Annotated in this window: 30 protein-coding genes; 24 read left to right on the plus strand and 6 right to left on the minus strand. The window is 65.0% G+C overall.

The annotated features are described in order from the left end of the window. Positions 1–115: 115 nt before the first annotated feature. The 9 genes from AB3M81_RS17750 to AB3M81_RS17790 all read left to right on the plus strand — a co-directional run bounded on the left by AB3M81_RS17750 (position 116) and on the right by AB3M81_RS17790 (position 5119). On the plus strand, positions 116–394 hold the full coding sequence (locus AB3M81_RS17750) for a hypothetical protein (protein WP_412905268.1): 279 nt from the start codon (positions 116–118) through the stop codon (positions 392–394). Positions 395–475: 81 nt separating this feature from the next. Then, positions 476–991 carry a hypothetical protein gene (locus AB3M81_RS17755; RefSeq protein ID WP_412905269.1) on the plus strand — a complete coding sequence of 172 codons (516 nt, stop codon included), beginning with the start codon at positions 476–478 and terminating at the stop codon, positions 989–991. 128 nt (positions 992–1119) lie between these two features. After that, complete coding sequence (locus AB3M81_RS17760) at positions 1120–1560, plus strand: SPFH domain-containing protein (protein ID WP_412905270.1); 441 nt, start codon at positions 1120–1122, stop codon at positions 1558–1560. Continuing rightward, entirely contained in the window at positions 1535–2440 is a 906-nt protein-coding gene (locus AB3M81_RS17765; protein WP_412905271.1) for a flotillin domain-containing protein, read from the plus strand. The genes AB3M81_RS17760 and AB3M81_RS17765 overlap by 26 nt, the downstream gene beginning before the upstream one ends. Positions 2441–2544: 104 nt before the next feature. Beyond that, positions 2545–3009, plus strand: coding sequence for a hypothetical protein (locus AB3M81_RS17770; RefSeq protein WP_412905272.1), 465 nt, complete (start codon positions 2545–2547; stop codon positions 3007–3009). A gap of 149 nt (positions 3010–3158) precedes the next feature. After that, entirely contained in the window at positions 3159–3731 is a 573-nt protein-coding gene (locus AB3M81_RS17775; protein ID WP_412905273.1) for a hypothetical protein, read from the plus strand. Between the two features lie 49 nt (positions 3732–3780). Beyond that, the gene (locus AB3M81_RS17780) at positions 3781–4410 is read left to right on the plus strand and encodes a hypothetical protein (protein ID WP_412905274.1); all 630 of its coding nucleotides are present in this window, start codon (positions 3781–3783) and stop codon (positions 4408–4410) included. Between the two features lie 57 nt (positions 4411–4467). Then, on the plus strand, positions 4468–4806 hold the full coding sequence (locus AB3M81_RS17785; protein ID WP_412905275.1) for a hypothetical protein: 339 nt from the start codon (positions 4468–4470) through the stop codon (positions 4804–4806). Between the two features lie 34 nt (positions 4807–4840). Next, positions 4841–5119, plus strand: a complete 279-nt coding sequence (locus AB3M81_RS17790) for a hypothetical protein (protein WP_412905276.1) — start codon at positions 4841–4843, stop codon at positions 5117–5119. A 13-nt stretch (positions 5120–5132) separates the two neighbouring features. On the opposite strand, the gene AB3M81_RS17795 is transcribed toward AB3M81_RS17790, so the two are convergent. Beyond that, on the minus strand, positions 5133–5426 hold the full coding sequence (locus AB3M81_RS17795; protein WP_412905277.1) for a hypothetical protein: 294 nt from the start codon (positions 5424–5426) through the stop codon (positions 5133–5135). 375 nt (positions 5427–5801) lie between these two features. Between AB3M81_RS17795 and AB3M81_RS17800 the strand changes: the two genes are divergently transcribed. From AB3M81_RS17800 to AB3M81_RS17810, 3 genes are read left to right on the plus strand one after another with little or no spacing between them, the layout of a single operon-like run. Then, positions 5802–6299: a hypothetical protein gene (locus AB3M81_RS17800; protein ID WP_412905278.1), complete on the plus strand. Its 498-nt coding sequence runs from the start codon at positions 5802–5804 to the stop codon at positions 6297–6299. Positions 6300–6357: 58 nt separating this feature from the next. Further along, entirely contained in the window at positions 6358–6699 is a 342-nt protein-coding gene (locus AB3M81_RS17805; RefSeq protein ID WP_412905279.1) for a hypothetical protein, read from the plus strand. 2 nt (positions 6700–6701) lie between these two features. Next, positions 6702–6983 (plus strand): hypothetical protein, encoded by a 282-nt coding sequence (locus tag AB3M81_RS17810; protein WP_412905280.1) that lies wholly within the window; start codon positions 6702–6704, stop codon positions 6981–6983. Here the strand turns inward: AB3M81_RS17810 and AB3M81_RS17815 are convergent. Further along, positions 6971–7228 carry a hypothetical protein gene (locus tag AB3M81_RS17815; RefSeq protein WP_412905281.1) on the minus strand — a complete coding sequence of 86 codons (258 nt, stop codon included), beginning with the start codon at positions 7226–7228 and terminating at the stop codon, positions 6971–6973. The two genes, AB3M81_RS17810 and AB3M81_RS17815, sit on opposite strands and share 13 nt — an antisense overlap. Before the next feature lie 38 nt (positions 7229–7266). Then, positions 7267–7692, minus strand: coding sequence for a hypothetical protein (locus AB3M81_RS17820; RefSeq protein WP_412905282.1), 426 nt, complete (start codon positions 7690–7692; stop codon positions 7267–7269). 286 nt (positions 7693–7978) lie between these two features. Here AB3M81_RS17820 and AB3M81_RS17825 point away from each other — a divergent pair, with 286 nt between their 5' ends. The 11 genes from AB3M81_RS17825 to AB3M81_RS17875 all read left to right on the plus strand — a co-directional run bounded on the left by AB3M81_RS17825 (position 7979) and on the right by AB3M81_RS17875 (position 13489). Then, on the plus strand, positions 7979–8377 hold the full coding sequence (locus AB3M81_RS17825; RefSeq protein ID WP_412905283.1) for a hypothetical protein: 399 nt from the start codon (positions 7979–7981) through the stop codon (positions 8375–8377). 35 nt (positions 8378–8412) lie between these two features. After that, positions 8413–8637 carry a hypothetical protein gene (locus tag AB3M81_RS17830; protein WP_412905284.1) on the plus strand — a complete coding sequence of 75 codons (225 nt, stop codon included), beginning with the start codon at positions 8413–8415 and terminating at the stop codon, positions 8635–8637. Positions 8638–8662: 25 nt separating this feature from the next. Beyond that, positions 8663–9076, plus strand: a complete 414-nt coding sequence (locus AB3M81_RS17835; protein ID WP_412905285.1) for a hypothetical protein — start codon at positions 8663–8665, stop codon at positions 9074–9076. Then, entirely contained in the window at positions 9076–9426 is a 351-nt protein-coding gene (locus tag AB3M81_RS17840; protein WP_412905286.1) for a M35 family metalloendopeptidase, read from the plus strand. The genes AB3M81_RS17835 and AB3M81_RS17840 overlap by 1 nt, the downstream gene beginning before the upstream one ends. A gap of 132 nt (positions 9427–9558) precedes the next feature. Continuing rightward, the gene (locus tag AB3M81_RS17845; protein WP_412905287.1) at positions 9559–9990 is read left to right on the plus strand and encodes a hypothetical protein; all 432 of its coding nucleotides are present in this window, start codon (positions 9559–9561) and stop codon (positions 9988–9990) included. Positions 9991–10096: 106 nt separating this feature from the next. After that, the gene (locus AB3M81_RS17850; protein ID WP_412905288.1) at positions 10097–11191 is read left to right on the plus strand and encodes a tyrosine-type recombinase/integrase; all 1095 of its coding nucleotides are present in this window, start codon (positions 10097–10099) and stop codon (positions 11189–11191) included. 69 nt (positions 11192–11260) lie between these two features. Further along, positions 11261–11986 (plus strand): hypothetical protein, encoded by a 726-nt coding sequence (locus tag AB3M81_RS17855; protein WP_412905289.1) that lies wholly within the window; start codon positions 11261–11263, stop codon positions 11984–11986. A gap of 35 nt (positions 11987–12021) precedes the next feature. Beyond that, entirely contained in the window at positions 12022–12249 is a 228-nt protein-coding gene (locus AB3M81_RS17860; protein WP_412905290.1) for a hypothetical protein, read from the plus strand. After that, the gene (locus tag AB3M81_RS17865; RefSeq protein ID WP_412905291.1) at positions 12225–12500 is read left to right on the plus strand and encodes a hypothetical protein; all 276 of its coding nucleotides are present in this window, start codon (positions 12225–12227) and stop codon (positions 12498–12500) included. Before AB3M81_RS17860 ends, AB3M81_RS17865 begins: the two co-directional genes overlap by 25 nt. 97 nt (positions 12501–12597) lie before the next feature. Continuing rightward, the gene (locus AB3M81_RS17870; RefSeq protein WP_412905292.1) at positions 12598–13017 is read left to right on the plus strand and encodes a hypothetical protein; all 420 of its coding nucleotides are present in this window, start codon (positions 12598–12600) and stop codon (positions 13015–13017) included. A gap of 106 nt (positions 13018–13123) precedes the next feature. Then, the gene (locus tag AB3M81_RS17875) at positions 13124–13489 is read left to right on the plus strand and encodes a hypothetical protein (protein WP_412905293.1); all 366 of its coding nucleotides are present in this window, start codon (positions 13124–13126) and stop codon (positions 13487–13489) included. A gap of 6 nt (positions 13490–13495) precedes the next feature. On the opposite strand, the gene AB3M81_RS17880 is transcribed toward AB3M81_RS17875, so the two are convergent. The 3 genes from AB3M81_RS17880 to AB3M81_RS17890 form a co-directional block, all read right to left on the minus strand. Continuing rightward, positions 13496–14224, minus strand: a complete 729-nt coding sequence (locus tag AB3M81_RS17880) for a hypothetical protein (protein WP_412905294.1) — start codon at positions 14222–14224, stop codon at positions 13496–13498. Between the two features lie 287 nt (positions 14225–14511). Continuing rightward, positions 14512–15420: a hypothetical protein gene (locus AB3M81_RS17885; RefSeq protein ID WP_412905295.1), complete on the minus strand. Its 909-nt coding sequence runs from the start codon at positions 15418–15420 to the stop codon at positions 14512–14514. Positions 15421–15481: 61 nt separating this feature from the next. Next, positions 15482–16255, minus strand: a complete 774-nt coding sequence (locus AB3M81_RS17890) for a hypothetical protein (RefSeq protein ID WP_412905296.1) — start codon at positions 16253–16255, stop codon at positions 15482–15484. Positions 16256–16374: 119 nt separating this feature from the next. On the opposite strand from AB3M81_RS17890, the gene AB3M81_RS17895 reads away from it, so the two are divergent. Continuing rightward, a complete protein-coding gene (locus AB3M81_RS17895; protein WP_412905297.1) occupies positions 16375–16833 on the plus strand; it encodes a hypothetical protein in 459 nt (152 codons plus the stop codon). Positions 16834–16836 lie beyond the last annotated feature (3 nt).

The following is a 16836-nucleotide window of genomic DNA, read 5'->3' on the forward strand; positions in this document are numbered from 1 at the left end:
ACTGCCACCTGTGACCGCACCACCGGGTGGTGGTAGTTGACACCACTTCTATGCGTCTACCCGATGCCACATCGAACAGATCGAATCTCGGCATGGTTCGGGGCATAGAACAGGCATGAACGACGTCTGGATCATCGCCTTCACCTGCGTCCTTGGCTTCGCCGCCACTGCGCAGGCCGCCGTGATGCTCGGTACTGACCGGCGCGAGTCGGGCCTCTACGGCGACCGCACCGCCATCGCCGTCCCGGCGCTGCTCATCATCGCGCTGGCCCTGTTCACCCCCGGGGTCGTCTCGGGCTACCTCACCCCCTGCGTCGGGTTCGGCGCCACCGCCGTCTACGCGGTCCGGTTCCTGTACCGGACAGTCCGCGGGCCCTCCAACAGCAACTTCTGATCGGAAACACCCCGGCTCATCCCTTGGGCCGGTCGAACAACGCACACGCACGGTGTGCAGCACACAACGGAGAAACCACCCATGATCAGCATGACCGTCTTCGCCACCATCGGGGTCATCGGCCTCATCGTCCTCGTCATCTCGTCGTTCCTCGACGACATCTTCGACTTCTTCGGCGGAGAGCCGGTCATCCCGTCCATCGCCGCGTTCGCCACCTTCTTCGGCTTCGTTGGCGCGCTCGGCTACAGCGTCGCCGGTGACGACAACCCCGGCCTCTACACGGTCATCGCGGGTGTCGCTGGCCTGCTCGCCGGTGGCGTCTTCTACATCATCTTCCGCAAGTTCAAGGCCATCGCTGACGCCGACGACTCGTTCGTCCCCAACCTGAACGACCTCGTGGGCAAGACCGCCCGCGTGGACTGGTGGACCGGTGACCGCGGATCGGTCGTCGCCACGTGGCTCGGCCAGCCCCGCTCGTTCAAGGCCGACACCCTCGACGACGCGACCTACAAGTCAGGCGACGTCCTGTTCATCTCCGAGGTCATCGACTCCAGCCACCTCGTCGTCTCCAAGGCGCGCCCGGTCGTGGAGGCCTGATGTTCTCCGTCGTCGCGATCTTCATCGTGCTCGCCGTCGAGGCCATCGCCAACCGGCGCCGCCCGGCCGACGAGTCCAACTAACCCCAGACACCAGCAGCACCTCCCACCAGAGAAGGAAGCATCCCCATGCCCAGCACCACCATGTTGCTCATCGGTGGACTCGTCATCGCGGTCATCGCGGCTGTCGCGTTCATCCTCAACCGTCTGCGCATCGCAGGCGTCTCGGAGGCCATCATCGTCTCCGGCTCGCGGAACAACGGCGAGGTCAAGGTCGTCTCCCCCGGCGGCAAGACGTTCGTCATGCCCATCGTGCAGAAGGCCTCCACGATCTCCCTGTCGCAGACGCAGGTCCAGTTGCACGTGGACGCCATCGACCACCGCAACATCGTTCTGAACATCAAGGCCGTCGCCATGATCAAGGTCGGCTCGTCGCCCGAACTCATCCGCGCCGCCGCCGAGCGATTCAACGGCAAGGAGGACCAGATCCCCCTCGAACGCGCAGGAGATCCTCACCGGTTCGCTGCGCGCCATCATCGGCAAGATGACGGTCGAGGAGGTCATCCGTGACCGTGACAAGTTGGCCTCGGAGGTGCTCGCCGCCGCGACCAGCGACATGAACCGCATCGGTCTGGATCTGGACTCGCTCCAGATCAGCGAGATCAGCGACCCGAACGACTACATCAAGAGCCTCGGTGTCCCCGAGGCCGAGCGTGTCGCCCGGGAGGCCCGCATCGCTCGCGCGAAGGCCAATCAGGAGGCCAACGACGCCGAGGTCGCGTCCAACCAGTTGATCGCGGAGAAGAACCGTGAACTGGCGGTCCGTCAGGCCGAGTTGAAGGCCGAGACGGACAAGGCATCGGCCGTGTCCGACGCCGCCGGTCCGCTCGAGGCCGCCGAGCAGCAGGCCCTCATCGTGCAGCGTGAGCAGGCCGTCGCCGAGCAGCAGGCCGTCCTGCGTGAGCGCCAGTTGGTCGCCGAGGTCAACAAGCCCGCCGACGCAGCGCTCTACCAGACGCGTCAGACCGCCGAGGCCGACAAGCAGCGCGTCGTCGCTGAGGCCGAGGCGCAGGCTGCCGCCATCAAGGCTCGCGGTGACGCCGAGGCTGCCGCCATCGAGGCGAAGGGTCTGGCCGAGGCCAAGGCCATCGAGGCGAAGGCCGAGGCGATGAAGGAGTTCAACGAGGCCGCGGTCCAGCAGATGGTGATCGACAAGTTGCCCGAGATCGTCCGCGAGTTCGCGGCGCCCATGTCGGCCATCGACAACATCCAGATCGTCTCCACCGAGGGCGCTGGCGCGGTCACCAAGGGCATCGTCAACGGCATCGCCCAGTTGGACGGCGTGCTCGCCCCGGTCCTCGGCACGAACCTGTCGTCGCTGATGGGTGGCGGCAACAAGACCGCTTCGGTCGAGGTGTCGGTCCCGTCGGAGAACGGCCAGACGGCCTGACCTGACGGCAACACCCCTCAGTGGGCCCGTCGCGAGCATTGTCTCGTGGCGGGCCCACTGCCTATCCCGATCGACCCGTCCACGCCTACGGGTTTGACGTCACCATGACCTTCCCTTTCGACACGACCGCGCCGTTCATCGACCCTCACCCGCACCTGTCGCTCACGGATTACCTCACCGGGCAGAACATCTGGTGGACCGCCGTCGCGTTGATGGCGACCATGCTCGTGGTCGTCGCCATGCTCCTACTCGGCTGGCTCACCAAGACCGAGGTTGCTTGGAACCTGCCGTTCTTCGCCGTCATGGTCCCCGTGATGGTCTTCCTCTGGCTCGCGGTCGCTGACAAGAATGCCGCGAGCAGGGTGATCTTCAACGGCACCGAGAAGACCTACGACATCTCCCTCGACCAAGACGCCGTCTGGGACGTCACCAAGAACGGCGGGTACGCCAAGAAGGTCGGCGTCCTGCGAGACGACCCGTCGACCATCGTTTACGGCAGCCACATGGACGACAAGGTGTATCTGACGGTCGCTGACGGACCCAAGAAGTACCGCCCGCTCGACAGGTAGTACCTCCACCACTCCAACATGCCTCGGTGCCCTCAGTGGTACCGGGGCATGTTGCCGTCCGGGGACTGTCGCTCTGGTCTGGTGCATAGAAGTCGGTGAAGCACCACCGACCCGAACGGAACTCACTGATGATCTCTCTGTCTGACGCTGTGCCCACGATTCCCGCTGAGACGTTCACGTACGACTGGCAAGGATTCGACTGGTTCATCCTCGCGGCAACGATCATCGGCCTCGTCATGCTGGTTGCTGGCGGCATCAAGGGTAGAAGGAAGGTCGTCGGTTCCGGGGTCGTCCTGATTCTCGCCACTTTCGTCATGCTGACCGGCGTCGAGGCTCAGAGCAAGAAGGCGGTCACGGCTCAGTACGAGGCTGTCACCGAGCAGATCGAGAACCAGTACGACGTCGAACTGGACTACGACGCCATCTGCATGCTGCGTCGGGAGGGGTCACTGTCCGCGCCGGTCGGCCGGTCGACCACCGACCTCACCGATCTGGTGTACGGGTCCTACAGCGACGGGAACGTCCTCCTGATGGTCGCCCGAGGCAAGGAGTTCGTTTCCCTCGACGTCCGCAACCCGGCCCGAGGATTCGACCGCAAGCACGGCGACCGCGACGGCCGCGACCGCATCGTGTTCCCCGGTCCCGGCGACCGTCGCTACCCCACCGCGGGCGACGACCTCGACCCCGACAGCGACCTTCACGAGTTCGACGCGGGTCACTGACCACCCGCCGTACTTGGTCCGCTGACCACCCCGTACCGAACGGAACCCGATGGACACCACCGCCCACCTCGAAGTCGCAGTCGTCGAGACCGCCGACGGGCTCTCGCTCGTGTCGGCTCTCACTGAGAACGACGAGGAGGTCCGCTTCCGCGTCCCGGCTGACGCGCTCATCCTCCTCGGCCCGCAACCCTGCGAGATGACGCACACCCCGCCGTTCGACTTCGCCCAGTGCGAGAAACACGACACCACGTTCCCTCTCGGCGAGGAATGCAAGTTCCACAACCGCGACCCGTGGGAGGTCATCTATGATGAGGCCGACGCTCAGCGGAGGCGCGCCGTCATCGCCGAACGTGACCGTGACGAAGCGCTGGACCGCGCCGAACGCGCGCAACGCGAATGTGACGTCGCTCACATTGAAGCGGATCGGCTGCGCAAAGAGGTCGACATGTTGTACGACCGACTCAAGACCGAGGAAGATCCGGTGGTCCTGCTGGTCGACAGGTTCACCTCCACCTGCGGAGAATGCGGTAGGCCCGCTGATTCCAGAGAAAAGCAGCACCTCTGGGACGACGGGTGCGGACGCACCTTCACCCACATCGGCTCACGCTACTTCATCACCCCCGAGTTCGAAGACCGACTCCGTGCCATGCGCCCCGACCTCACCTTGAAGAAGACCTAGTCTCAATATGTGAGATAAACGATCGGTCGTTCAGGCAAGTGAGACCTTTCCTACAACATGAGGAACTTCCTAAGAAAGCGAAAGGACCGTTCCTCCCTGACCTTCGGAGACTGGGAGGACGGCAAGAGCGCTGCGCTCGAACTACTCCGCGCAGAACTTGCAGGCAGCAATGGTGACTTCGAGGCGCTCGACCGCTTCGGCATCCTACTCGGCAAGATGAACCGAGCATCCCTTGAATCGTCCGTCTACACGATCATCGGTTGGAGCAGCGTCCTCCTGCAGGAAGCGGCACGCCTCAACGAGATGACACCCTCGGAGTACTTCTCCATCCTCGAGCCGTTCATGAATCTCGAGCAGGACGACGAAGGCGACGCGAGCCCCCTCGTCGACGCCTGATCGGCCCGCGATCACCCTGAGGGCTTGCCCCGACATGAGCATCGACATCGAGTCGCACGAGCCGAGCCCCGAAGCGATCGCCGTCCTGACGGCCACGCTCGGTCAGATGCGCTCAGCGAACCCCGTCGAAGCCGACATGTTCGCCGCCGGGCTCCGCGATGTCATCGGCACCCTCACCCCCGAGCAGACGCGCGAGGTGATCATCTCGCTGTCGCTCACGGCCGTCGTCGAGATGATCGAGACCGCTGCGGCGTGCCACATGAGCCCGGAGGACTACCTCCGTCAGTTCGCGACCCCGCTCGCGTTGGACTGACGCCGCCGACGATTCACTCCTGCCCGGGGAGGTTCCGGGCCCGCTCCTCCTGTTCGGCCGCGAACTCACGCGCGTCCTGAACCGCACCAGCCGGTCCACCCAACTTCGACGACGACGGCGCCGGGTCCGGTTCGACCGTCGAGTCGTCACAAGCGGCCATCGACAGCGCGACCAGCATCGCCAGCGACGACAGGCCGAGAGTTCTCGTACGTGACTGCCTTGCGTTGCCCATGTCCTCTACATGCGGCAACCACTTGCCGGGATGCGCAACCAGTCCGCGCGCCAATGCAGCAAGACGCAGCGCCAACCGATCTGTGACGCATGATTCGAATGTGGTTTGGATACGAAACGGTTACAAACGTGTCATTCTCTCCGGGTGTGATAACTCTACAGATTCGGACTTGAGGCGTCTTTTGACTACGATTCCAGCCGAAATGCGGTGCCAGTGATCTCTTCCAGTTGCAGAACCCGCCCGATCGCGGCATGGAAGCGATCGGTCCGTGTGACTCGTGGGACTTGTGAGTACCGTAAGTAAGTAACTACTGAGAATCCGGAAGGAGAATGGCTGACTCCGGGGGCGGGGGCGCTCACACCACGGCGTGACAGAACATCCCCTGCAACCTTCTAACCGCCTGTACCGAACGTGCCTGACCATCGAAAGACGACCGCCGACATCCCCGCCATGATGGAGCGTCGGCGCAACGCAGCCCTCTACTTTCTCAACACCGAGCGCGACGACCGAACCGGCAAGAAGACCCTCGAACGAGCCCGCGCCGACCAGATGCGCCTCATGGAAGGAGGCCTGTTCACCCTCGTCGCCATCTGCTCCTACGGGACCATCGACCCCGACGTCACCGCCAGCAACGTGCGATACGTCGGCGAGCAACTGACCAAGCAGTCCAAGCGACGTGACCTCAGCCGGGAGCGAAAGCGCATCGCCAAGATCGCAGGCGAATGCCTCGCCGACGCGCACGTCCGAGATGGCCTGCTCATCGTGCCCATCGCACCGGACCCGAAGTGGCGCCCCGTCACCGTGATGTTCGCCATGAAGATGATGGTCAGTACGGCCTTCGAACTGGCGAAGATGCGTGGAACTAGGCTCCCTGAACCGACCGACCTCATCCGCAACGCCGAAGTCTCCTACAAGCCTGATCTGAGAAGGCTGCAGACCGGGTCTTGACCCCGGCGTGAAACAACGCCACGCAACCACCAGATCGCTCAACGAGCGCCTCACAGGCATGAGCATGCTCCAAGACGGGTGGGCCGGACATGGAACGCTCGCACCCACCCCCGCCGCCATCGACCGAGCGAAACTACTCGGCGCCTACCTCATCGACCGCGATCTCGCCGTCCCTGACCCCAACCTTGGGACCGACGGCGACCTGATCCTCGAGTTCCCCTGCGACGACAACGCAAAACGACGTACCGTCGTGCAGATTCGCTCCAACGGGGAAGCGATCGCGTACACGGTCACCCCCGAAAACGACGCACCGACGCACCTTCGGCGCGTCGCTATGCACATCCGTTCCCTGTGCGACACCCCCAATTCCGGGGTGTACAGTTACCTGAGTCGAGGTTAGGCATGCCCAAGTCAGGACAGGATCACATGAAGTCGTACGCCGTCACGTTCCCCGAGCGTTACCGCAACCGGCCTCACCGCTCCTACAAAGCGATCACGCCCGACCGGTACTTCGTCATCGACGCCGACAACATCGAGGACGCGTGCGACTTCGCCACCTTCTGGTTCGGTGAAGCCTACGAAGCCGTTCTCGAAGCCGCCGACGCCGAACAAGCCCACCCGAACGGACTCATCGGTCGCGCCGTCGTCTCCCCCGGGCTCCTGTCGGTCGTTCACTCCCGGTAGAAGATGCCCGCCTCCGCGAAGTCGTAACCGCGAGGCTGCCAGAACACCCGGAACGGCTCGGCCATCGCGGTCTTGTACCCGAACGAGCGACGCGCCTTCCTCGGTGCCATCCGCAACCGATTCACGGGCACCCGCAGCAGGCGAGCCGCCGTGGTGACATCACACGTCGCGACGAGGTGACGGGCAACCCGCTCGCCGTCCTCGTTCTCCGGGCAGTCCTCACGGACGCGTTCGGTCTCGTACACCGCCAACGGGTGTCGGCGGGTCCGGCGTACCTGTGCGCTCACCGGATCGTGATGGATGGGGCCGGACCGTCTCCGGTCAGATAGTCCGCCAGCACGTACGACGAATCGACCAGCAGTGTCGGGGCGCCGTCGCAGCAGGTTGTCACGAACAGCACCAGACCGTCACCGCGACGGTTCAGGACACGCTGCCAGTGCACCCCCTCGGTCGGGACGCCATCGGCCAGCGTGCGCGAGTCGAAAGCAACACGGATGACCGGGAGCGTGTCACCACCGAAGTCCTCGAGATACTTCGAGGTCCAGTGCACGTCACCGAGCGTCAACGCCAGACCGGTCTCCCCACCAGACTTCGCGATCGCGAGCAGTCGATGGAAAGCCCCGTCAGGGTCGGTGCAATCTACAGCGGCACCCGTCGGGTTCGGAACCTCGACGACGGGCTTGCCCTCATGATGCGGGTGAGTGTTCATGCCTAGATCTATGCGATAAACCTGCCGTACATCATCACGGTCGCGTACCGTGAACCCATCGGAGTGCGGAGATGGCAGCGGAATGGGGACCGCCACACACGAGCCACCGCCCCGAAGCGCCGCAACGACGGCCCGGAGAACCCCGCGGTTCACCCTCACCAACCCGGGGTTCTCTGCCCCGTCGACCCACCCGAAGAAACGGTCTCAAAGCATGAGATCGGATCAGCGTCGCACCCCCTGCATTCCTTGAAACAGGTGACCCCACACCAGTCAGCAAGGAACCGACATGCAGCGCAGCGCCACCCACAAGTTCGTCCTCACCACCGTCGCCGCCCTCATCATGGCCGCCGGAGTGATGGTCGCCCTGAGGTTCGCTGCACCCGCCACCACCAAGGCCGACACCCTCTCCACCACCGCCAGCGTCGAGTGCGACTACACCCCCGACGCCGAGAACATCGCCTACCAGTCCGAGGCCTACGGTGTCCTACTGACCGCCGCCGAGGCCGACACCATCCACGCCGGACTGTTCCTCGACGACCAGCCGCACGTGACCATGAACGCCGTCACCACGAACGGCGTCCAGAACCTCGCGTTCGTCGCCCAACACGGCGCCATCTCCATCTTCGACACCACCACCGGTGACGCCCTGCCGTCCGGTATCCCACTGCTGTCCACATCCTGCTGATCGGGACCACCACGTCCTCCGCCTTGCATCCGAACATGAGCGACGAGCAGACCGAGCAGGCAGAACCCACCGACTCCACACGAGAGTGGCTGGCAGCGATGGGTAACGCCTACGCCACCAGTGTCGTCCTCGCAGCGCAGGTCGCCGACCTTCACCGCATCATCGAGATGGCGAAGAACCCCGCGTTCACCATCGTCTTCCAACCCGCACCCGCGCACGTTCACGACCCGACCGCACCCGGACAAACCACACCGATGTAGTTCACGTCGGCTGCATAGAACCAGCGTGAGCAAGCCCCGCAAGACCGTCCTCCTCGACACGCTCGAAGCCGAGTTGGAATCCACGGTCCCTTCCTATGCCGAGCCCGACCAGTATCAGTTGACCGTCGAGGCCGCCCTCGATCTGGTCAGCGCCCTCATCGACGACGACTCCCCCGCACCCATCGGCGACGCAGACGACGACGGAAACGTGCACCTGTGCTTCAACACCGGAACCGCCCGCATGCTGTTCACCATCAACAGCGAAGGCAGAGACATCGACGCGTGCCTCGAAGACGACGAGAACGGCTCCATCGTCGAAACCACCCTGTCGCAGAGGTGGCGAGACGACGACGAACTGTGCCGGTTCCGTGACGCGCTCGACGCGATGACCAGCAGATCCGACGAGTACACCAACTTCTTCACCGGAAGCGACCACTGATGACCGCCGTCACGATCGAACAAGTCAGCGACAAACGCATCAAGGCCATCGTGCACAACGACACCACCCTCGACGTACTCATCAAGGCCACCGACCTCGACCCCGGCAGTATCGGACGTCGTTCGTTCTCGTTCCTGTCCCAGCCCGGGCCAGCCGCCGAGCGCAGACTCCCGACCCTCTTGAAGTCCGCCCTCGTGTTCACCCTGCCACCCGGCGAGGTCGTCGAGCGTGAGTACGACCTCAACCTGCTGTTCAACCACCCGTCCGGGCCCGTCCACATGTACGTTCCAGTCCGTCATTCCAGCCCCGACCGCGCATGGTGGGCCGTCTCCAACGTCATCACCATCTGAGATCTCGTCACTTCCACCCTCTCGGACGGACACCGTCGATAACTTCCACTTATCACAGCCTTCCCGCAGGACGGCCGGGTGAACACGTGAAGATCGGCAGGGGCAGACGGATCTTGGCGGTATCGTCGCCGTATGCCTCGCTCATCCTCACTGCAAGACCGGTCCCGAGCCGCCGAGGAGCAGCGCATCAGCGACGCGCTCGACAGGTACGGGGCCGTGCCCGCGCGGGAGATGGGCCAGATGCTCGACCTGCAGGCCGACCGGCCCGAACGAGTCGCGAGGCAACGGCACCGCGCTGGAGACCTCATCGCCGTCTGGACCGACGAGGGACTCATCTACCCGTACTTCCAGATCCGCGGCGGCACCCCTCACCCCGTCATCGCCAAGATGCGACGTCTCGCCACGAGCCACGGGTGGACCGAACGCGACCTGCTGCTGTGGCTCGTCTCCCCCGAACGACACCTCGACGGCGCCCCCGTCCCGGCCGAGATGGTCGCCAATCCGGCCAACGAGGCGACCCTGCTTCGCGCGCTGGCCGCACGACTCGTCCGCGATGCGACTTGAATCACCCGGTGACTCGCGGGTAACCCCGTGTGATCTGCGTAAATGTGTGTGACACATGATCTTGCTGATGTAGCCGAACCACACCCAATGTGTGATAATGGACCCGATGCCGGAGAGTCTCAACCACACCCAAGACCCCAGCACACTCGCGCGTCTCACCGAGATCGCTGACCGAGCCAAATCGCTCCGCCTCTCGGACAACACCCGACGCGCCTACCAAGGTGACTGGGACCGGTTCGAAGAGTTCTGCACAGAGAACCACCTCGAACCGGTACCCGCCGATCCCAACACAGTACGCGCCTACGTCGCCCACATGAGCACCCAGATCGACCACGACGGTCACTGGCGTTACAAGGCCTCCTCCATCAGCCGGGCCATCGCCGCCATCAACGCCGTCCACCGTGCCCTCGGATACCCCCGCGCCTCCAACGAAGACGTCAACGACACCATCAACGGAGTCCGTCGCGCCCGCAAGGAACAGATCGACCGCAAGCACCCCCTTCTGCTCACCGAGATCCGGCACATGATCGCCCGCATGGACCACCACCTGTGGCCGACCGGGATGGCCGCCGCCCGCGACACCGCCGTCATCCTCCTTGGCTTCGGCAGCGCCGCCCGACGCAGCGAAGTCGGCGCGCTCAAACTGCGGAACATGACCGTCAACGAAGATGGCCTCATCATCACCATCAGCCAGTCCAAGAGCGACCAAGAAGGCGCCGGAGCGACCCTCGCGATCCCGCGCGGCAACTCCGAACTGACCTGCGCCGTCTGCGCATGGCTGCACTGGAATCGGCTTCGTCACCTCACCACCCGGCCCGAACGGATGATGGCGTTGTTCCAACGTGGCCACTCCCCGCACTGGAAGCACATCTGCTTCGACGAGCCCGACGTCAAACCCGAGAACCCCGACGCGCCCGCGTTCGTGTCGGTCAACCGCGCCGGTGGGCTCGGCGAAGCACACCTGTCCGGCAACGCGCTCAACATGATCGTCAAGCGCCGTGTCAATGACCTCGGACTCAACCCCGACAAGTACGGCTTCCACAGTCTGCGCTCCGGGTTCGTCACCCAAGCGCGCCGCAACGGAGCCGACACCCGCGCCGTCCGCAGGCAGACCCGGCATAAGTCCGACGACATGGTCAACGCCTACGACCGGGACTTCGCTCCCCTCATCGGCAACGCCGTCACCGAACTGGGAATGTAGCCGTTGGGGTCACTGGTCGAAGATCTCCGCCAAGCCCTCGGTGACCGAGCCGGTCCCCTCGAGGAGTGGGTGTCCTACGCACCGTCGACCATCAAGCGTGCAGGCCTGAGCCACCGCACCCGCATCGAACCTCCCGGTCGGCCCATCACCGCCACCGACGACCTCACCCGAGCCGTATGGGCCTGCGAGATCACCGGCTGGCCCTCCGGATACCGCGGCACCCGAGACGCCGCCCTCCTCGTCGCTGTCGCCTCCAAGACCGCAGGAGGGCTCGGACTCACCCGCAAACAAACCCGGGCGCTCACCCTCAGCGAACTCGCCGCGAACATCGGTTCCGTCGAACGCACCGACCCGCCCCGCACCTGCCCCCGATGCGTCCTGTGGCGATGGGTCACCCTCGCCGACCTGAACCTCACATGGGGTCGCGCCGCCGTCCGCCAGCACCTCACCATCGACCGGCCGCTCACCAGCGTGCACGTGTGCGACACCCCGGCGCCCGCCCCCGACGGCACCGGCCTCTGGTGGGCGTTCTGCTCCATCGACCAGCACGGCTGGACCGAGGACTGGAAGCCCATGAGCGCCCGCGCCATCACCACCGTCATCGCGCGCAGACGAACCGGCAACCCCGTCACCGACGAACCCCGCTTCATCAAACCCGTCCCGGACAACATGGACACCGCCGCGGCCGTCGCAGCGCTCGACGAGATGAACGACCGGATCGAAGCCGCGTGCGCCGCAGCCGACGAGGTGAACGCGCGGGTCGCGGCCGCTCTCGCCTTGCACGCCAACTCGTGATCGGAACCCGCAGAGCCTGAGACCTTGACCCGGTCATGGACGCATCGGACACCACCACGTTGATGGTGCTGCTGTGCGTCGGCTTGGTCATCTACCTCGCCGTCACCATCGCAGCGATCGTGTACGCGGTCCGGCTCCAGTTGACCCCCGATGAGGATGTGGCCGACCTGTCGCCGCATCAAGAAGATCAGGACCGCGAAACCACGGACACCACCGTCCCGAGCGAATGGACCACGACATGGCCGACGCCCACCCCCCGCTGACCGACACCGACCCGGTGAACGTCGAGTACGGGCCCGAGGACTACGAGCCTGCCGAGGTGTCCGCCGCCAAGGACATCGTGATGGAGGAACTGCACTCCCTCGCCGACAGCGCGTTCATCGACCTCGGCGACGACCACGGAGAGATCGACGCCATCGGCTGGGCCGACCAGATCGTCGAGGCGCTCCTCGCCGCCGGGGTCTCCATCCCCGAGTCGCTCGCGGCCCGCCACGACCTCAACCCCCACGGCTGAACCCGGCCCTCGATGCCGGTCAACCACGACGAAAGGAACGCCATGTTAAGGGGCCATTAGGTGCGAGATACGCACCACCCTCAGACAGGAGTTCTGCATGTCCAGAACCTTCAACACCCGACCCCACTACGTCATCGCTGCGCAGTTCGAGGCGGCCGGACGAGCCACGCCCACGCACCACTACACCTGCGTGGAGTTCGACTACGAGGCGGCCACCTCGTACCAGCGCCGCATGTTCCACCACTACGAGACGCGCGGTGAACTCCACACCGGACCGTGCACCCTCGGCAAGCAGAACAGCCCGTGCGGCTGGGACATCCCCAACCCGCGCGACCACGAGATCGTCTACAAGTACCGCGGCTGCGGCTGCTGCCGTCCCGAGAACTACCCCGAGAGCCGCATCCGCCGAGTCGCCCGCGAGAGCCTGAACGACATGCGCCGCGAGTACAACCACCACGGCGACTGCAACGACGACTGGACCTACAAGTCCATGCCCCGCCGCAAGGTGTGGGTCTGACCGAGAGGAACCGAAACGTGAACCACAGCAAGGAGGTGGACCAGATGTGCAAACCCGACAGGTTCGCGCGTGGGTGAGCCACGCGCGACAGACGAAGGAGCACATCTTGTCCAAGACGTACCGCACCCGCCCGTTGTGGGTCACGCTCGCGAAGGTTCCTCACGAGACCGTGATCTGGCATCACCGGGACTGCGCCGACATCGACCTGCCCGCCAAGGGATCACTGGGCTTGCCCTGTGACGTCGACTCCGGCCAGAACGCACGCTGCACCCGCCACCCCGCCAACTGGTCCCTGTGGCGCACCTACAAGGGCACCGACTCGTGCGCGGCCTGCAGCCCTCGAGGCCGCTGGAAGCGTGAACGCCGACAGGTCCGCCAGATCCTCGACACGTCAGTCGTGGAGTTCAACGGCACGGGAGACCCCGGTGAACCGTTGATGCCCAAGCACACCCCCGACGACTACTGGATGTGAAGACACTCAGGCTCGCGTCTGGCTGCGGACCTGCATCAAAGCGATCTGCTTGCGGGTCCGCAGCATGAACTCGTCCCGCTCATCCTGCGTGAACTCGCTACGAGCACCCGGCAAAGTCTCGAACAAGACCGGCTCCTCCTCACCCGTCTGCGGGTTGGCCCAGTAGCCGGTCACCATCCCGTGCCGCACCTTCAACGACCCGGCACGTGTCTTGTGGTACGACCGGTACTCGAAGAAGTCGTACGCCTCACCACGCTTCGCGTCAGCAGGCTGAACCGGGTACCGGTCGGCGAGCAGCAACTCATCGAGCGCGTTGCCTGTCTCGGCGTGCAACCTATCCAGTTCGGTCTCCACGTCGACACCCTTGCGCCACAGAACCGGAGTCACCCATTCAGGCATCTCCGGCTTGCCCTCTCCGGCAGCGATCATGTCCAGACCGGTCCACGCGTGCGTGCGACGGCCGTCGGACACCGACACCGAGTGCAGGCGCCCGTAAGAGATCTTTGCCTCGATGACGCGCGGGACGAGCGGCAGGTTGTCCACCGTGACGGCGAACCGTTCGTCCGGGACCACCTCGACGGTCTCGGTGTGAACGCGGCGGTCCTGCTCCTCGATGACCTGAGGCATCGCGGCGGGCTCAGGACGTGTCACAGCCGCCCACGAACCGGCGGTTCCTTGACCCGGCGCCGGGACCGAACGCAGGTGCTTGTGACGGGTTTGCTCGCGACCGTTCATGCCTGTTCGGTGTGCGGGGTCGGCGCGCTCCGCGCCCTCCCCGGATGGGAAGCCCACCAAGGGAACGAGCACACCCTGCAAGGGCGTCGACACGGGCGCAGTGGCCTCCCTGAGCCGTTGGGAGGCCTCGGGCGGGTATTCGGGCCCGGGAACGCCAAAACGCCCCAGAGAGCGAATCTGGGGCGTTTGACTGACGGTTTCGCGAGGTGATTCCCCACGGGCGCCAACTGGACAAGCCCGAACCGCGACCGAACACGATCGCTGTCCTCGAGCGAACCAGTGAAGGGTCAGGCGGCGACCGCGCGCACCTTCGCATCCGGGTGGCTCGCCAGCACGATCATGCCCGCGTCCGGCAGCGACGGGTTCTTCGCGAGGAACCGAGCCAGATCGACACGGTCCGGCGACTCGTCGAGCGACTCGACCAGTTCGCTGAACCGCGCGTACGACAGGTTCTGGTTCTGCGCCAACGTCAGATCGTACGAGACGTCCTCCGTCGTGTGCGGAACCAGATCGAGGGCCATCTCGTCGGCCGAGTCGTTACCTGCGAGGGCCTCCCACGCACCAACGATCTGCGGGTCGTTCTGGTTCGACTCGCTCAAACGCTCCGCAGCCTTCTGCAGGTCGTCGGGGTTCGAGGTCTTCTCGATGGCGACCGCGAGCGTGGTCAGGTCCGTGCGCGGGGACTCGATGGCGGCACGGAAGGTGTCGTTGTCGGCGTTCTCGTGCGTCATCAGGTTGTGAACCGTGAAGTTCACCAGATCGTCGGCGGCGTACTCGTCAGCCAGTTCCACGCGCGCCGCGGCCGCGATGGTCTCGGCGTTCGAGGCCGGGTGACCGGCGACGTCGGTCGGGGACAGGGCGCCGGACTTCCAACCCGTCTCCAACTCGTCGCTCGTGGTGTCGTCACGCAGGAACGCGGCACGGCGCACACCCGGAGACTTGTCACCCTTGAGACGCTCGACCATCTCGTCGGGCGTGTGCAGGTTCCGGGCGACGAGGGTGCGAACCCACGAATCCGAGTGCAGCGACAGGTCGGCCAGTTCGTCGGCGTCCGACGTCCACTCGGCGTACTGCTCGTCGGACATGCCGCCGATCGTCTGGTTCTTGGGGGCTTGACGCTCGCTCTCGCCGAACTCACCGTTCTTGCGGCGGTTCCGGTTGAGACGGTCGATGTCAACAGTGGTCTTCGTGCTCATGACAGGTTGGGTGTGTGGGGAACCAACCCCCGTTGATTCCCGTCCACATCGTGAGACACGTTCAGAGCACGGTGTGCTTCAACACCCGCTTGGACGCCCGAATGAAGTCCACCGACGCCTCCGCCTCGGCCTGCTTCTTCGTCGCGTCACCCGAGGAGAGCAACTGACGGTGACCGATGTGCGTCATCCCGTGGATGAGACGGGTCTGCTGCTCCTCCGACACCTGCGCCAACGCGTCGGCGACCTCGATGTCGTCCTCCGTGGCCTTCTGGCCGACCTGACGCCACAGGTCACGCGTCGCCTGCTCGTACATCAGGTAGCCCATCAGTGAGGAGGGAACTTCCTTGTCCTCGTCGAGGCACTTGCGAAGCCGGTCACGGGTCGCGTCCAAAGTCACCTGCGCCGCATCGGCAGCACTGTCGACCTCGAACGCGACCAGACGACGAGCGGCACGCTTGCGAATCTGGTCAGGCACAGCCTCCCACGACGCGAGCGCCGACAGAACTTCCGGCGGGGAGATCGTGTGATCCGAAAGCGCGTCAGCGACGTACTCATCGTCGAGGGAGAGCGCCTCGTCACCAACCTTGATGCGCAGGCGCGAGTACGTCATCTTCGCGGACTCCGCACCGAACGCCGGGTCGCTGAACGTATCGTACGTCGGCAGTGCGTCCCCCGTGCCGATCTTGAGGGCGAGATCCTCATCGGTCACTGAACTCGCGTCCGGGGCGCCGAGCACGCCGTCGTACACCTCACCCGCCGTGCGCTCGACCTCGTGGAAACCTTGCACGCCCTTCGATGCGTTGACCTTCTTGCCGTTCTTACCTGTCGTCGTCATGCCCGGCAGGTGTGCGGGGCCTGTGATCGGGCGTACCGACGCTCGCGGGCTTGAATAGGTACGGGAGACCAACTCTCGTGGACGCCCCGGCGCCTATCCCCTTCCCCGTGGAGGTAACCATGAAGTCCGAGATCACCGACGAAGACGTCTACCGCTGGTATCGGCACGTCCTGAAGTCGTTGAAGGCCAACGCGCACGGACCCGACTCCCGCGCCGCCATGCGAAAGCAGCAGGCCCTGCGCCGGGCCGCCGGGAAGTTCGGGCTCAGCATCCACGGCGTCAAGGAGATCGTGCGTCGTCAGGACGCCATCAACGGCATCACCCACGAGCACCCCGACGCGTACCTGCGCAAGTTGGAGCGCGAGCAGATGCGGGCCCTGTTCGAGTCCGAGTACACGCCCGAGACCACCTGCGACACGTGCGGACGCACCAGCGACGGCGTGTACGACCGTGTGGTCGAGATGAATCCCGACGCGGCCGGACGGTTCGACGACATGCGGTTCCTGCGGATCGTGTTCCGTGACCAGAACCCGGAGTGGACGTGCATGTTCTGCACGCCCTTCCACTCCGGCCTGTAGCGC

It is taken from the genome of Aeromicrobium jepli (assembly GCF_047246605.1).
In the GTDB taxonomy this organism is placed as follows: Bacteria; Actinomycetota; Actinomycetes; order Propionibacteriales; family Nocardioidaceae; genus Aeromicrobium.

Coding starts and splice junctions, on each gene's coding strand:
- AB3M81_RS17760 (WP_412905270.1), top strand. CDS start 1,120: ATGCCCAGCACCACCATGTTGCTCATCGGTGGACTCGTCATCGCGGTC.
- AB3M81_RS17750 (WP_412905268.1), top strand. CDS start 116: ATGAACGACGTCTGGATCATCGCCTTCACCTGCGTCCTTGGCTTCGCC.
- AB3M81_RS17840 (WP_412905286.1), top strand. CDS start 9,076: ATGACCGCCGTCACGATCGAACAAGTCAGCGACAAACGCATCAAGGCC.
- AB3M81_RS17895 (WP_412905297.1), top strand. CDS start 16,375: ATGAAGTCCGAGATCACCGACGAAGACGTCTACCGCTGGTATCGGCAC.
- AB3M81_RS17870 (WP_412905292.1), top strand. CDS start 12,598: ATGTCCAGAACCTTCAACACCCGACCCCACTACGTCATCGCTGCGCAG.
- AB3M81_RS17770 (WP_412905272.1), top strand. CDS start 2,545: ATGACCTTCCCTTTCGACACGACCGCGCCGTTCATCGACCCTCACCCG.
- AB3M81_RS17825 (WP_412905283.1), top strand. CDS start 7,979: ATGCAGCGCAGCGCCACCCACAAGTTCGTCCTCACCACCGTCGCCGCC.
- AB3M81_RS17865 (WP_412905291.1), top strand. CDS start 12,225: ATGGCCGACGCCCACCCCCCGCTGACCGACACCGACCCGGTGAACGTC.
- AB3M81_RS17885 (WP_412905295.1), bottom strand. CDS start 15,420: ATGAGCACGAAGACCACTGTTGACATCGACCGTCTCAACCGGAACCGC.
- AB3M81_RS17790 (WP_412905276.1), top strand. CDS start 4,841: ATGAGCATCGACATCGAGTCGCACGAGCCGAGCCCCGAAGCGATCGCC.
- AB3M81_RS17810 (WP_412905280.1), top strand. CDS start 6,702: ATGCCCAAGTCAGGACAGGATCACATGAAGTCGTACGCCGTCACGTTC.
- AB3M81_RS17765 (WP_412905271.1), top strand. CDS start 1,535: ATGACGGTCGAGGAGGTCATCCGTGACCGTGACAAGTTGGCCTCGGAG.
- AB3M81_RS17785 (WP_412905275.1), top strand. CDS start 4,468: ATGAGGAACTTCCTAAGAAAGCGAAAGGACCGTTCCTCCCTGACCTTC.
- AB3M81_RS17845 (WP_412905287.1), top strand. CDS start 9,559: ATGCCTCGCTCATCCTCACTGCAAGACCGGTCCCGAGCCGCCGAGGAG.
- AB3M81_RS17755 (WP_412905269.1), top strand. CDS start 476: ATGATCAGCATGACCGTCTTCGCCACCATCGGGGTCATCGGCCTCATC.
- AB3M81_RS17880 (WP_412905294.1), bottom strand. CDS start 14,224: ATGAACGGTCGCGAGCAAACCCGTCACAAGCACCTGCGTTCGGTCCCG.
- AB3M81_RS17850 (WP_412905288.1), top strand. CDS start 10,097: ATGCCGGAGAGTCTCAACCACACCCAAGACCCCAGCACACTCGCGCGT.
- AB3M81_RS17820 (WP_412905282.1), bottom strand. CDS start 7,692: ATGAACACTCACCCGCATCATGAGGGCAAGCCCGTCGTCGAGGTTCCG.
- AB3M81_RS17860 (WP_412905290.1), top strand. CDS start 12,022: ATGGACGCATCGGACACCACCACGTTGATGGTGCTGCTGTGCGTCGGC.
- AB3M81_RS17800 (WP_412905278.1), top strand. CDS start 5,802: ATGATGGAGCGTCGGCGCAACGCAGCCCTCTACTTTCTCAACACCGAG.
- AB3M81_RS17805 (WP_412905279.1), top strand. CDS start 6,358: ATGAGCATGCTCCAAGACGGGTGGGCCGGACATGGAACGCTCGCACCC.
- AB3M81_RS17890 (WP_412905296.1), bottom strand. CDS start 16,255: ATGACGACGACAGGTAAGAACGGCAAGAAGGTCAACGCATCGAAGGGC.
- AB3M81_RS17780 (WP_412905274.1), top strand. CDS start 3,781: ATGGACACCACCGCCCACCTCGAAGTCGCAGTCGTCGAGACCGCCGAC.
- AB3M81_RS17830 (WP_412905284.1), top strand. CDS start 8,413: ATGAGCGACGAGCAGACCGAGCAGGCAGAACCCACCGACTCCACACGA.